The sequence below is a fragment of the Nocardia sp. Root136 genome (assembly GCF_001427185.1).
In the GTDB taxonomy this organism is placed as follows: Bacteria; Actinomycetota; Actinomycetes; order Mycobacteriales; family Mycobacteriaceae; genus Nocardia; species Nocardia salmonicida.
This window is the reverse complement of sequence record NZ_LMFE01000001.1, coordinates 1,257,776-1,271,046: the sequence shown is the minus strand read 5'-3', so window position 1 is coordinate 1,271,046 and position 13,271 is coordinate 1,257,776. Positions and strand designations below refer to the sequence as shown.

Genomic DNA, 13,271 nt, shown 5'->3' with positions numbered 1-13,271 from the left:
GTTTCAGCGAGCGCTGTGGGCGTTCTGGCCGAGGGAACGCAGGAAATCCCAAGCGTCGGAGACGATCTCGTCGAGGTCGTTGTGCTCGGGTCGCCAGCCCAGTTCGGCGACCGCGCGGTCGCTGGAGGCGATCAGGACGGCCGGATCGCCCGCGCGCCGCGGCGCGTCGATCGTCTCGATCGGCAGGCCGGTGACCCGCTCGCACGCCGAGATCACTTCGCGCACCGAGAAACCCGTGCCCGAACCCAGGTTGCAGATCCGGTGCGTGCCCGGCTGCGACGACGACAGCGCGAGCAGGTGCGCCTGCGCCAGATCGCGGATGTGGATGTAGTCGCGCACACATGTACCGTCCGGCGTCGGCCAGTCGGTGCCGTACACCGAAATGGCCTTGCGGTGACCCAGTGCCACCTGCAACACGAGGGGGATCAGATGTGTTTCCACGACCCGGTTCTCACCGAGCCCGGCATAGGCGCCTGCCACGTTGAAGTAGCGCAGGCTGGTCGCGGCCAGATCGTGCGCCGCCGCGTAGGAGGTGATGGCGTGATCGATGGCCAGTTTGCTCGCACCGTAGGGATTGGTGGGGCGAGTGGGCGAGTCCTCGGTGATCGGGACCTGCTCGGGCTCGCCGTACACCGCGGCCGTGGAGGAGAACACCAGGCGCGGTGTGCCGGACTCGCGGATCGCCTCCAGCAGCGTCAGCGTTTTCACGACATTGCCGTGCCAGTACTTCTCCGGCTGTTCCACCGACTCGCCGACCAGCGACTGCGCCGCGAAATGCAGGACGCCGTCGAAGGATTCGGCACGCAGCAGTTCGGGGGCGGCGACGGCGATATCGCCGTCGACGAATCGGGCACCGGCCGGAACACCGTCGGCGTTACCGGTCGAGAGGTCGTCGACGACGACGACCTCGTGGCCCTCTTCGAGCAGCACAGCGGCACAGCCGCCACCCACATAGCCGGCGCCGCCGGTGACAAGAAGTTTCACGAATCAGACCAGCCTCACCTGGACGGCATGCGCCATCTCTTCGGACAGTTCGAAACCGTTGTGGCCCGGCACTGTGATCAGTACCGCACCCGGCTTGGTCTCCACGGTAACGCGAGCATCGGGCACTACGCCCGCCTCACGCAACCGCCCGATGACCTCCGGGTCGGTCTGGATGTGCTCGGCCAGCCTGCGCACGACTACCGCGTGCAGGGCGCCGTTGGGCAGATCGGAGAGCCGGATCAGCTTCTCCTCGGCGGCGGGAGCGTCGGCGAGCCCGAGTTCGTCCAGGCCGGGAATCGGGTTGCCGTAGGGCGAGGTGGTCGGGTGGTTGAGCACCTCGATCAGGCGCCGCTCCACCTCCTCGCTCATCACGTGCTCCCAGCGACACGCCTCGGCGTGCACGTTCTCCCAATCCAATCCGATGATGTCGACCAGCAACCGCTCGGCGAGCCGGTGCTTGCGCATCACCGACACCGCCATGGACCTACCTTTGTCGGTGAGCTCGAGATGGCGATCGCCGGCCACGAGCAACAGGCCGTCGCGCTCCATCCGCGCGACCGTCTGGCTCACCGTCGGACCACTCTGCTCGAGGCGTTCGGCGATACGCGCCCGCAGGGGCACCACGCCCTCTTCCTCGAGGTCGTAGATGGTACGGAGATACATCTCCGTGGTGTCGACCAGATCCTTCACCTGATACCCCTTCGTCAGCACGAATTCTACCCACGCGCGAACGCCGGTCCGCCCGTCGGACCAGCGGCCCTATTTCTACTGCATGTCAACGCCGCACGGGGTCCGCTGCTTCCGGCTAGCGTGGCGAGCATGGTCACGTTGCCGAGCAGCGAACACGCAGGGACTGTCATATGGACCGAGCGATTCCTCGGTTACACCTGGAGTCCGGAGCATCCGATGAAGCCGGCGCGCCTGCGATACACCATGTCGCTCGCCCAAAGCTTAGGTCTTCTCGATGGTGTCGAGCCGCTGGCACCCGACGCGGCCACCGAGTCGGATCTGATGCGGGTCCACAGCAGCGCCTACATCGAGGCGGTGCGCCGGGCGGGGCAAGGGCCGCCGACGCCAGAGGACGCCGTCTACGGCCTCGGGACCGCCGACAATCCGGTGTTCCCGCACATGCACGAGGCGGCCTCGGTGATCGTCGGCGGCACCCTCGCCGCCGCGCGGGAGATCGCGGCGGGCCGTACGCGGCGCGCGGTGAGCATCGGCGGCGGAATGCACCACGCCATGCCGGATTCGGCGGCGGGGTTCTGCGTCTACAACGATGCGGCGATCGCCATCTCGTGGCTGCTCGAGAACGGCTTCGATCGCATCGCCTACCTCGATGTCGATGTCCATCACGGCGACGGGGTGCAGCGGGCGTTCTACGCCGATCCGCGCGTGCTCACGGTCTCGCTGCACCAGCATCCGGCGACGTTGTGGCCCAACACCGGTTGGCCGGAGGAGACCGGGGTCGGGACCGCCGAAGGCACCTCGATCAACCTGCCGCTGTTGCCCGGAACACGAGATGCGCAGTGGTTGAGGGGATTTCACGCGGTAGTACCCGGGGCGGTGGCCGCGTTCCGGCCCCAGATCATCGTCAGCCAGTGCGGTGTCGACACCCACCGCGAAGATCCGCTGGCCGATCTGGAGCTCACCGTCGACGGTCAGCGCGCGGCGTTCCTGGCGATGCGGGACCTGGCCGACGAATACGCCGAGGGGCGGTGGCTGGCGATCGGCGGCGGCGGATACGGCGTGGTGCGCGTGGTGCCGCGAGCCTGGACCCACCTGCTCGCCGCGGCACTCGACCGCCCGCTGGCCCCCGACACGCCGGTGCCCGCCGACTGGATCGAACAGGTGCGAGCGTCCGCGCCGCGGGTGCAGCCGCCGACGTCCATGGGCGACGGAGGCGACACCGCCTACCGCCCATGGGATGGACCGGGTGGCACGCCCGAGATCGGCGATGCGGGCCAGATCCGCGCGCAGCGAGCGGTCGACACCGCCATCACGGCCACCCGACGGGCGAGTTTCGGCCTGCTCGGTCTCGACCCGGAGGACCCACGTGACTGAGCCACTGCTGCCCGACACTTCCGACACGCCCGCGAATCCGCCTGCGCCACCCCAGCACTGGTACGGCGATGTGCTCGCCGCCGACGGCGGCGTGGTCCAGGTGCGTCCGATCGTGCCCGCCGACGCCGACGCGCTCGCCGCCTTTCACACCGGTCTGTCCGACCGCACCCGGTATCTGCGCTATTTCGGTCCGTACCCGCAGATCTCGCCGAAGGACATGTACCGCACCACCCACGTCGACTATCGCGATCGGGTCGGCCTCGTCGCGGTACTCGGCACGGCCATCATCGCCGTGGCCCGCTACGAGCTGCTCGCCAGGCAGGGCCCACGCGCGGCCGAGGTGGCCTTCGTGGTCGCCGACGAGCACCAGGGGCGTGGGCTCGGTTCGGTGCTGCTCGAGCATCTGGCCGGTGCCGCCGCCGAGAACGAGGTGGTCGCGTTCGTCGCCGAGGTGCTGGCCGAGAACGAGGCCATGATCACAGTCTTCCGCGAGGCGGGCTACCAACTGCAGCGCAGTCGCGACGGTTCCGAAGTACACCTCGAATTCGCCATCGACCCCACCGAAGCGCTGCGCACCGTGCGGGATTCGCGGGAGGCCGCCTCGGAGGCGCGTAGCGTCGGAAACCTGCTCGCACCCGGTTCGGTCGCGGTGATCGGCGCGTCACCGGAACAGACCCGCGTCGGCGGTGCCGTGCTCGCGAATCTGCTCGCGGGCGGTTTCAGCGGGCCGGTGTTCCCGGTGAATCTGCACCGGCGTTCGGTGCGCGGCGTGCGGGCCTACGCCACGGTGCGCGAGATCCCCGACGAGGTGGACCTGGCGGTGGTGGCGGTGCCACCCGCCGCGATCGGGGCGGTCCTGGACGACTGCATGGCCAAGGGAGTCAAGGGCCTGGTCGTGCTGACCGCGGGTTTCGGTGAGACCGGGGCGGCCGGGCTGGCCGCCGAACACGACCTGGTCGCCGCGGCACGCGGGCACGGCATGCGGGTGGTCGGGCCGAGCGCACTCGGCATCGCCAACACCGACCCCGCGGTCGGTCTGAACGCCACGCTGGCCCCGGTCCTGCCCGAGCGGGGACGGATCGGGTTCTTCTGCCAGTCCGGCCCGCTCGGTGCGGCGATCCTCGGCGAGGCCGCGGCCCGTAATCTCGGCTTGTCGACGTTCGTCTCGGCCGGTAACCGTGCCGATGTCTCGGGCAACGATCTGCTCCAGTACTGGGATACCGCCGCCGACACCGAGGTGATCCTGCTGTACCTGGAGAGCTTTGGCAATCCGCGTAAGTTCTCTCGTCTGGCCCGCCGGGTGGCCCGCGGCAAACCGATCGTGGCGGTGAGCAGCGGTCGCCTCGCCGCGGGCGCCGACATGGACCGCACGGTGGTCCGTGACCTGTTCGGCCAAGCCGGAATCATCCAGGTCGACTCCATCTCCGAACTGTTCGACTGCGCCGCCCTGCTGGCCTGTCAGCCGCTACCGAAAGGCCCTCGGGTCGCCGTGGTCGGAAACAGCGCCGCACTGAACTGGCTGGCGATCGACGCCGCCCGCAGCGAAGGGTTGCGGGTGTACCGGCCTGTCACCGCAGTCGACCGAGGTCCCGGTGCCCGACCGACCGAGCGCGGCCTGCAGGGCACTCTGCCGATCGAGCGGGATTCGTCGGGGGTGGCGCCGGCTGAGCGAGGTCCGAACAGTTCGCTGCGAATCGACCGCGATTCGGCGGAAGTGCCCGACACGGACCGCGCCGGACGAATCGGTCGAGAGGCCGATCGTGGCAGGGACGGGCGGGGAGGAGATCGTGGGCGGCGGACCGGACGGGATTCCGGCCGTGCGGAGCAGGGTTCGGATCGTGTCGGCCGGACCGGTTGGGGCGCGCGGAGCGCTCGACGGGCCGGTCGTGGTGCGGACAGCATCGAGGCTCCTGCGCGGGAGACGGACACCGCCGAGCCCATCGAGCGGGAAGCAGTCGGTGTGGGCGTCGACGGGCCGGTGGACCTCGGTCCGGAGGCCACGCCCGCCGACTTCAGGGAAGCGGTCCTCGCCGCGCTGCGCAGCGACGAGGTCGACGCGGTGATCGTCGTGGTCGCGCCGCCGGTTCCGGTGCCGATGGAGGGCTTCGGGGATGCGTTGCGGGCGGCCGCCGCGGCAGCGCCGGGAAAGCCGGTGCTCACCACATTCGTCGCGGAATCGGGCATCCCGCGACAGTTGGCGGTGCGGACCACCGCGGGTGCCCCGGCGCGCGGATCGATTCCGTCCTACCCGGACCCGGAACGGGCCGCGCGTGCGCTGGCCAGGGTCGACCGGTACGCGCGCTGGCGTGACCGGCCGATCTCGCCGGTCATGCGCCCGCCCGGGATAGATACCGCGGCCGCGGCGGCACTCGTGGAGGGCTGGTTGGCGGAATCGGGCGGCCGCTGGCTCACCGATGAGGAGGCGGTGCTGCTGCTCGACTGCTACGGGATCGACGTGGTCGAGTTCCGGGCGGTGCGCGATGCCGAACAGGCCGTCGCCGCGGCCGAGGAACTGGGCTATCCGGTGGCGGCCAAGGCCACCGGGGAGCTGTGGCGGCGTCGGCCCGACCTGATCGGCGTGCGCTTGGACCTGTGGGGGCCGGACACGGTCCGTCAGGCCTACACCGACCTGGTGGAGATCTGCGGAGATCCGCTCCTGCATGTGCAGAAGATGGCGACCAAGGGGGTCGGCTGCGTGCTGAGCGTCACCGACGACCCCTCGTTCGGGTCGGTCATCCAGTTCGGCCTGTCCGGCATGATCATCGACCTGCTCGGCGACCGCGCCTACCGCGCACTACCGCTGACCCAGGACGAGGCGACCGCGCTCATCGACGCACCACGAGCAGCGCCACTGCTGTCGGAGGGCCCGGGCCGAACAGGGGTCGACAAGGCGGCCCTCGCCGAACTGGCCCAACGTATTTCGGCCCTGTTCGACGACATCCCCCAGATGCGCGAACTCTCGTGCGATCCCGTGCTCGCGGCCTCGGCCTCGGCGGAGATCATCTACGCCCGAGCCCGCATCGGCCCCGAACCCAGCCGCTTCGACACCGGCCCCCGCCGATTGGCTTGACGTGCGACGGCCCTGACCTGCCGCTACCTGAGGTGGGATTCGATGCAGGGCCGGGTGAACGAACAACGCCGACCGGCTCGCGACCCGGAGGGGAGAGTTCGCGGTCGCCGGTCGGCGTTTCGGCAGACGACCCCGTGGGGCCGTCGAGTTCTCGGATCAGCTGGCGTAGGCGCGCAAACGGTCGGCGCGGTCGCCCTTGCGCAGCTTGGACATGACTTCGCGCTCGATCTGGCGCACCCGCTCACGGGACAGGCCGAACAGCTTGCCGATCTGGTCCAGGGTGCGCGGCTGGCCGTCGTCGAGACCGAACCGCAGGCGGATGACCTGCTGCTCGCGCTCGTCGAGGGTGGCTAGGACGCTGCGCACGTCGTGGTGCAGCAGGCCGGCGATGACGGCGCTCTCGGCGGAGGTGGCCTCGGAGTCCTCGATGAAGTCGCCGAGCGGGGCCTCCTCGTCGTTGCCGACGGGCATGTCCAGGCTCACCGGGTCGCGGCTGTGATCGAGCAGGTCGGCGATCTTCTCCACCGGGATGCCCGACTCGTTGGCGAGTTCGGCGTCGGTGGCCTCGCGGCCCAGCTGCTGGTGCAGTTCACGCTTGATCCTGGCGAGCTTGTTCACCTGTTCGACCAGGTGCACGGGCAGCCGGATGGTGCGGCTCTGATCGGCCATGCCGCGGGTGATGGCCTGGCGGATCCACCAGGTGGCGTAGGTGGAGAACTTGAAGCCCTTGGCGTAGTCGAACTTCTCCATCGCGCGGATCAGTCCGAGGTTGCCCTCCTGGATCAGGTCCAGCAGCGGCATGCCCCGGCCGGTGTAGCGCTTGGCCAGGGATACGACCAGGCGCAGGTTGGCCTCGAGCAGGTGCGAGCGGGCGGCGGAGCCCTCGCGGACCAGGATCGCCAGATCACGCTTGCGAGCCGCCGTCAACCGCTTACCGGTCGATAGCAGGTTCTGGGCATACAGGCCCGCCTCGATGCGCTTGGCCAACTCGACCTCGTCGGCCGCCGTGAGCAGTGCCGTGCGTCCGATTCCGTTGAGGTACACGCGTACCAGATCGGCTGCCGGGCTCTGGGCGTCGATATCGGCCTCGCTGGGGCGCAAACGAGTGGTGGCGGGGCTTGTCATGACTTGCCTCCTGTCGGTGGTGTCTCATTCCGTTCAACGGACCCGACGTAGAGAAAGTTCCCGTTCCCGCGGTCGATAAACCGCTCTGAGCTGCTGGTTCCCACCCCAACGGCTGAGAAGTTCCTGAGAAGAGCGCCGTGGCCGGAACTCGCTGCCACCGCGGGGCCATTCAGACGGGCCGCACCAATCCGTGGCGGACGAGTCCGGCGACCACACCGAGTGCCTGGGCGGCGAATTCCGGCGTGACCTGCTCGGCTCCGTCGGCGAGGGCGAGTAGTTCGATCAATTCGTACAACGGCAGCCCGTCGGGCCGCATTCCCGCCACCAGGGCGACTGTCGACTCGTCGACCTCGTGCTGCCAGCGCGGTCCGTCGCCGCGATGGAGCCGGGTCACCTGCTCGGTCCAGCCGAACTCGCCGGGCAGGAACACCCGTTCCAACGCGGTCGCCGGGCTCGGCGCGAAACGGGAGGTCCACGCGAGTCTGTCGTCGCCGGCCACAGCGCGCAGCCATGCCGACCGGGCGAAGTACCCGGCCACCTCGGTGCCGAGCGGGTCGTCGAAACCGTGGGTGAGGTCCTCGGCGAGGAGTTCGGTGGGGCCGTCGATCGCGCGGAGATAGACGAAGCCGAACCCGACGCCTTCGACGTCGGCGGCATCGAAGGCGTCGAGCCACCGCGTGGCCTGTTCCTGGGCGGCCGGGTCACGGGGGTCGAGGCCCGCGTCGCGCAGCCAGGTGCCGACGTAGAGGGCCGGGTCGGCGACGTCGCGCTGCACGACCCACGCGTCGACGCCGTGCGAGGGCAACCAGCTCGACACCCGTTGCCGCCAGTCCTCGCCGTCCACGTGCACCCAGGCCGCGAGCATGGCCGCCGTGCCGCCGGGCGCCAGCAGCTCGGGCGCCTGCCCGATCACCAGTTCGCTGGCGCCGTCCAGGGCGAGCCCGGAGTCGCGATAGGTGTGCTCGATGCGGGCCGGACCGACCACGAACGGCGGATTGGCCACCACCTGATCGAAGCGCCGCCCGGCCACCGGCTCGAACCAGGACCCTTCGAGCAGTTCGATGTCGAGTTCGTTGAGCGCCGCTGTGGCCTGTGCCAGCCACAAGGCCCGCGCGTTGACGTCGGTGGCGGTGACCCGACCCGCGTAACCGGCCGCGTGCACGGCCTGCACGCCGCAGCCGGTGCCCAGATCCAACACGGTGCCGACCGGTTCGGTCGGTGTCGCTCGCAGCAACGACAGCGACGCGTGCCCGACGCCGAGAACGTGATCCTCGGTGAGGGTGCGCCTGCGCATCGAATCGTCGAGATCGGACAGGATCCATCGCGTACCCGCGCCGGCATCGAGCGGCCGCAGATCCAGCGCGGCCATGACCTCGTCACCCTCGCGCGTGAGCAGACCCGCCGCCACCGCCGCGTCGATGCGCACCGGCGCCAGCGCGGCGGCGACCTCGCGCTCGGGCAATACGTCTCCCAGCAGCAACAACCGCACCAGCGTGCCCAGGTCGCCCGCCGCCCGCGCGGCCCGGCGCACCGGCACCGGCTCCGAACGGCTCAGCGCCGCATGCACATCGGGTCCGAGCGCCTCCACCAGTGTGTCGGCGTCGTAGCCGACCCGGATCAGCGCGGTGCGCAGGTCCGGGCACAGCGCGGTGAGTAGGGAGTCGGTCATCGTCGGGTTCGTAGGCACTCGCCCACTCTGCCAGGACCGCGAGGGCTGAGAACGACCAGCTGCCGCTGCGTGTCGCCCGGTGCTCAGAGCCCGGGTCGCCTACCCGGTGAGGGTGCCTCAGCCGGTGTAGGGGTCTCTGGATGTCACGCAGTACAAGGCGTTTCCGGGGTCTCGCAGGACTATCCAGTGTTCGCCGTCGGTGATTCGGGTGGCGCCGAGGGATTCGTGCCAGGCGGCGGTGGCGGCGATATTCGACGAGGCCAGGTCGACGTGTGCGCCCGCGGGTCCGGGGTCGTCGAGGCGTTGGAGCAGAAAGTGCAGTGGCTGGTCGGGGCCGCGGAGGCGGGAGAACTCCGGGCGGCGGCCGGGCTTGTGCGTCCAGTCGGTGAGTGCCCGCCAGAAGGCGGTATCGCCGTCGATGTCGTGGGGAGACAGGTCGAGACAGATCTGGTCGAGGCGCGTCACTGTGCCGTCGGGTGCGGTCGACACTGTCACCGGTGCGGGCCCGAGATCCGACGAGTCGGCGGCCGGAGTGAGGCAGAACGTCTGTCCGGCAGGCGATCGCAGCACGGTGTAGTCGGGCAGCTCGGCAACGACGCGGGCTCCGAGTCCGGTCGCGGTCGCCACCGCCGCGGGGATGTCGTCGACGTCGAGGTCGAGATGGATGCCACCGTCGCCGTCGACCGCTTGCACCTTGATCCACGCGGGTCCGGTGGCGGGCAGCAGCGTGACGAATTCGTCGTGCTCGCCACGCGGCGCCGACACAGTGGAATCGGTGACCTTCGCCCAGAATCGCGCACAGTCGGCGAAGGTATCGACGGGCCGATCGAGAAACGCCCAGGTCCAGCGAATCATGCTGTCTCCCTTTCGATATAAGAACACTCGCAACGCCGTCGGCCGAATTCGGTTGCCCCTGTCAGGGCGCGCAGAAGGTCCTGTCCGAACGGTAGGCGGCCCTGGCTCCGCTGTCGACAGCCTCGAGGTGCGCCCGCTGTCACGGCGCTTCGTGCGGGGCGCGTCTGCCCAACACACGGTGGCAGGATATCGACGAAACATGTCACACCGGCCACTCGCTCGCTCGGCGCTGATCCGGCACGCTGACCGAGTGACCGATTTACGTGCGCCTGTGCCGCCCACCGGCGACAGCCCGGCCGATAACCTCACCCTCGCACCGGCATCGGTCACCGACGATCGTCACCGACTCCACCCCGCGTGGATCGTGGCGGGCGTCGGATTCGTCGCTCTGCTCGGCGCGGCCGCTTTCCGCTCGGTGCCCAGCGTCCTCATCGAACCGCTGCACACCGAATTCGGCTGGTCACACGCCACGATCTCCACCGCCATCTCGCTGAATATGCTGCTCTACGGCCTGATCTCGCCGTTCGCCGCCGCGCTGATGGACCGATTCGGCATCCGCAAGGTGGTGTGTTCGGCACTGGTGCTGATCGCCGCGGGCAGCGGGCTGACGGTGTTCATGACCCAGGCGTGGCAGCTGGTGGCGACGTGGGGACTGCTGGTGGGTGTCGGCGTCGGGTCGATGTCCATGCCGTTCGTCGCGACGATCACCGGACGCTGGTTCGTCCGGAGTCGTGGGCTGGTCACCGGGGTGCTCACCGCCGCGGGCGCCACCGGTCAGCTGGTGTTCCTGCCCCTGGTGTCGATGCTCGCCACCGAGCGCGGCTGGCGACTGCCGTCACTGCTCGTGGCGGCGGTGGCGCTGTCGGTGGTGCCACTGGTGTGGTTGTTCGTGCGCGACTATCCCAGCGATGTGGGTGTGCGTGCCTATGGGGCGCCCGCCGGTTCGGACGCGGGGGTGCGGGCGCCGATCGCCGGCGGCGCGAATCGGGCGCTGAAGGTGTTGGCCTCGGCCGCGCGCAGGCCCGGATTCTGGCTGCTGGCGGGCGGATTCGCGATCTGTGGCGCCTCCACGAACGGCCTGGTCGGCACCCATTTCGTCACCGCCGCCCACGACCACGGCATGCCACCGACCACCGCGGCCGGACTGCTGGCACTGGTCGGCATCTTCGATGTGGCAGGCACCATCGCCTCGGGCTGGCTCTCCGACCGCATCGACCCGCGCTACCTGTTGCTCGGCTATTACTCGCTGCGCGGTCTGTCGCTGCTGATCCTGCCGTCACTGCTCGGCCCGCACACCCAGCCGAGTATGTGGGTGTTCATCGTGTTCTACGGCTTGGACTGGATCGCCACGGTTCCGCCGACGGTGCTGCTGTGCCGTGAACTCTTCGGCGCCGACGGCCCGATCGCGTTCGGCTGGGTCTTCGCCGCCCACCAGGTCGGTGCCGCGATCGCCGCCACCGGTGCCGGTCTCATCCGCGACCTGCAGGGCTCCTACGACCTCGCGTGGTATCTCGCGGGCGCTCTCTGTGGCATCGCGGCCGTCATGTCGATGTTGGTCCGCCGACCGAAGACGGCCGGGTAGCCGGAAATCCCGCGGCGCCTATTCCAGCGTCTTGTGGTGTCGGGATTCGAGGGCGATCTGATTGTTGCGACCGTCCCAGCGGCTGGGTTCGTCCTTGGTGCGCGGCGGCCGATCGTTGGCGATCAGCACCGCGATCCACGGCAGCGGCACCGACGCGGCGATGATCAGGATCGACAGCAGCGGATTCTCGAACGCGCTGTAGGCGATCGCGGCGAGGATCAGGCATGGGATCCGGAAGGCCATGATGAAGGTGTAGCGGCGCACCCTGGCGCGATGCTGCTCGTCGAGCGAGGGCGCGGCCTCGGTGATCAGCACGGCATGTTCGGCGGGGGCGGGACGGAAGAACCCACGCGAGGACTTGGGCTCGGTGGGCATGGTCACTTCCGGGTCCGGCTTCGATTCGTCGGCGCCTGGGGCATCGCCGTAGGACTGCATACCCCGAGTCTTCCACTCGGCGTCGTCGAGCGCACACGCGGCTGGTCAGCGGTGCGGGCGCCGGATGCGGCATCATGGAAGGCGTGAGTACAGACACTCTGGTACGCCCGGAAACCACGACCGACGAGACGACCAGCGACGACACCCCCAAATTCTTCCACTATGTGAAGAAGGACCGGATCGCCGAAAGTGCCGTGATGGGCACGATGGTCGTCGCGCTGTGCGGCGAGGTTTTCCCGGTGACGCGTTCGGCCAAGCCCGGCTCGCCCGTGTGCCCGGACTGCAAGAAGGTCTACGAGGGCTTGCGCAAGGACGGCGACTGAGCGGAGTGCTCGGTCGGTGACGCCGGTGCCTCAGGTGAGGCGTCGGCGCCTTCGTCGTGCTCGTCGCCCTCTTCGTCATCGCCGCGTACCTGGCTGGTGATCCACTCCTTGACCTGCTCCATCCTGGTGGCCCGGGCAGGCCAGAACTCCTGAACGGCGGCGTTGAACTCCGCGCCCAGGATCACCGCGAAGCCGAGGAAGTACGTGAACAGCAGAAACGCGATCGGGGTGGCCAGCGCGCCGTAACTCACCCCGGTGGCGGTGATCCACGACAGGTACCGGCGCAACAGGTCGCTGGCCGCCAGGAAGAAGACGCCGGCCACCAGCGCACCGCCGAAGAGCCGGTGCCACGGCAGCGATTTGTGCAGGGCCAACTTGTAGAGCGTGGTCAGCCCGACTATCAGCAGCACACCGACGATCGGGTAGTAGAACGTGTCGATCAGACGCAACCCTGGTTCACGCCACGCCTCGGGCAGCACCCGCCCGATCCGGGTGGGACCCAGTGCGATCACCGGCAAGATCAGCACCGCGGCCACCAGGAACTGCACGTACAGCAGCAGCGCGAAGATCCGCTGCCAGACCGGATGACGCGCGTCCTGCTGCCCGTGCGCCTCCACGATGGCGTCGACGAAGGTAGCCATCGCCGAGGATCCGGCCCACAGCGACAGCACGAAACCCACCGATACCAACGCGCCGCGTCCCTTGCCGAGCACGTCGTCGACGGTGGGTTCGATCAGATCCGAGACCACCGACGGACTGAAGAAATCGCGGCTGAACGCGATGATCTTGCTCTCCACGATCAACACGGTGTCGGGCCCGAACAACCCGCCCACATAGCCGAGGCTGCCGAGTAGGCCGAGCAGCAGCGGTGCCAGCGACAGCGTTTGCCAGAACGCCGCGGCCGCGGACTTGGCGAAAATCGAGTTGTCCCAGGACTTGACCGCGACCCGGACCACCAGCCGCCACGCCGTGGCCAGCCAGCGCACCCAGCGCGCGCGATCGCTGTGACGTTGCGGGGCTGCCTGCGCGCCGGCTGCGGGGCGCGCGGGCGCGTCGCGGGGCGGGAGCGCCTGCGGCGGGTGCCCCGCGTCGGCAGCCGAAACCTGGTCGTTGCTCATCTCAGTGACAAGCATCCCGCACGATAGGGGTATGTGTGGTGCGGGCGAG

Annotated in this window: 11 protein-coding genes; 4 read left to right on the top strand and 7 right to left on the bottom strand. The window is 69.3% G+C overall.

The window, feature by feature from the left end:
* Window positions 1-3: 3 nt before the first annotated feature.
* The gene (galE, locus tag ASD42_RS06105; RefSeq protein ID WP_056811289.1) at window positions 4-984 is read right to left on the bottom strand and encodes a UDP-glucose 4-epimerase GalE; all 981 of its coding nucleotides are present in this window, start codon (window positions 982-984) and stop codon (window positions 4-6) included.
* Between the two features lie 3 nt (window positions 985-987).
* Window positions 988-1,674 carry a metal-dependent transcriptional regulator gene (locus ASD42_RS06100; RefSeq protein ID WP_056815561.1) on the bottom strand — a complete coding sequence of 229 codons (687 nt, stop codon included), beginning with the start codon at window positions 1,672-1,674 and terminating at the stop codon, window positions 988-990.
* A gap of 129 nt (window positions 1,675-1,803) precedes the next feature.
* On the opposite strand from ASD42_RS06100, the gene ASD42_RS06095 reads away from it, so the two are divergent.
* Both ASD42_RS06095 and ASD42_RS35140 read left to right on the top strand, forming a co-directional pair.
* On the top strand, window positions 1,804-3,045 hold the full coding sequence (locus ASD42_RS06095) for an acetoin utilization protein AcuC (RefSeq protein ID WP_056811286.1): 1,242 nt from the start codon (window positions 1,804-1,806) through the stop codon (window positions 3,043-3,045).
* Entirely contained in the window at window positions 3,038-6,115 is a 3,078-nt protein-coding gene (locus ASD42_RS35140) for a bifunctional acetate--CoA ligase family protein/GNAT family N-acetyltransferase (protein ID WP_235569320.1), read from the top strand. Before ASD42_RS06095 ends, ASD42_RS35140 begins: the two co-directional genes overlap by 8 nt.
* A gap of 156 nt (window positions 6,116-6,271) precedes the next feature.
* Here the strand turns inward: ASD42_RS35140 and ASD42_RS06080 are convergent, their stop codons facing one another.
* From ASD42_RS06080 to ASD42_RS06070, 3 genes are all read right to left on the bottom strand, one after another.
* Window positions 6,272-7,240: a sigma-70 family RNA polymerase sigma factor gene (locus ASD42_RS06080; protein ID WP_056811283.1), complete on the bottom strand. Its 969-nt coding sequence runs from the start codon at window positions 7,238-7,240 to the stop codon at window positions 6,272-6,274.
* A 169-nt stretch (window positions 7,241-7,409) separates the two neighbouring features.
* On the bottom strand, window positions 7,410-8,909 hold the full coding sequence (locus tag ASD42_RS06075) for a DUF7782 domain-containing protein (RefSeq protein WP_056811280.1): 1,500 nt from the start codon (window positions 8,907-8,909) through the stop codon (window positions 7,410-7,412).
* Window positions 8,910-9,026: 117 nt separating this feature from the next.
* Window positions 9,027-9,764: a VOC family protein gene (locus tag ASD42_RS06070; RefSeq protein WP_056811277.1), complete on the bottom strand. Its 738-nt coding sequence runs from the start codon at window positions 9,762-9,764 to the stop codon at window positions 9,027-9,029.
* Between the two features lie 250 nt (window positions 9,765-10,014).
* Between ASD42_RS06070 and ASD42_RS06065 the strand changes: the two genes are divergently transcribed.
* The gene (locus tag ASD42_RS06065; protein ID WP_156677393.1) at window positions 10,015-11,346 is read left to right on the top strand and encodes an MFS transporter; all 1,332 of its coding nucleotides are present in this window, start codon (window positions 10,015-10,017) and stop codon (window positions 11,344-11,346) included.
* A gap of 18 nt (window positions 11,347-11,364) precedes the next feature.
* Here ASD42_RS06065 and ASD42_RS06060 read toward each other — a convergent pair whose 3' ends face one another.
* Window positions 11,365-11,721: a DUF3099 domain-containing protein gene (locus ASD42_RS06060; RefSeq protein ID WP_056815558.1), complete on the bottom strand. Its 357-nt coding sequence runs from the start codon at window positions 11,719-11,721 to the stop codon at window positions 11,365-11,367.
* 143 nt (window positions 11,722-11,864) lie between these two features.
* On the opposite strand from ASD42_RS06060, the gene ASD42_RS06055 reads away from it, so the two are divergent.
* Window positions 11,865-12,104, top strand: coding sequence for a DUF3039 domain-containing protein (locus ASD42_RS06055; protein WP_056815556.1), 240 nt, complete (start codon window positions 11,865-11,867; stop codon window positions 12,102-12,104).
* Here ASD42_RS06055 and ASD42_RS06050 read toward each other — a convergent pair.
* Window positions 12,074-13,237, bottom strand: a complete 1,164-nt coding sequence (locus ASD42_RS06050; RefSeq protein WP_235569319.1) for a YihY/virulence factor BrkB family protein — start codon at window positions 13,235-13,237, stop codon at window positions 12,074-12,076. The two genes, ASD42_RS06055 and ASD42_RS06050, sit on opposite strands and share 31 nt — an antisense overlap.
* Window positions 13,238-13,271: the final 34 nt, after the last annotated feature.

What these genes read in the sequence shown, in the direction of transcription:
- ASD42_RS06080 (WP_056811283.1), bottom strand. Translation starts at nt 7,240, where the DNA reads ATGACAAGCCCCGCCACCACTCGTTTGCGCCCCAGCGAGGCCGATATC.
- ASD42_RS06050 (WP_235569319.1), bottom strand. Translation starts at nt 13,237, where the DNA reads ATGCTTGTCACTGAGATGAGCAACGACCAGGTTTCGGCTGCCGACGCG.
- ASD42_RS06075 (WP_056811280.1), bottom strand. Translation starts at nt 8,909, where the DNA reads ATGACCGACTCCCTACTCACCGCGCTGTGCCCGGACCTGCGCACCGCG.
- ASD42_RS06095 (WP_056811286.1), top strand. Translation starts at nt 1,804, where the DNA reads ATGGTCACGTTGCCGAGCAGCGAACACGCAGGGACTGTCATATGGACC.
- ASD42_RS06070 (WP_056811277.1), bottom strand. Translation starts at nt 9,764, where the DNA reads ATGATTCGCTGGACCTGGGCGTTTCTCGATCGGCCCGTCGATACCTTC.
- ASD42_RS06060 (WP_056815558.1), bottom strand. Translation starts at nt 11,721, where the DNA reads ATGCCCACCGAGCCCAAGTCCTCGCGTGGGTTCTTCCGTCCCGCCCCC.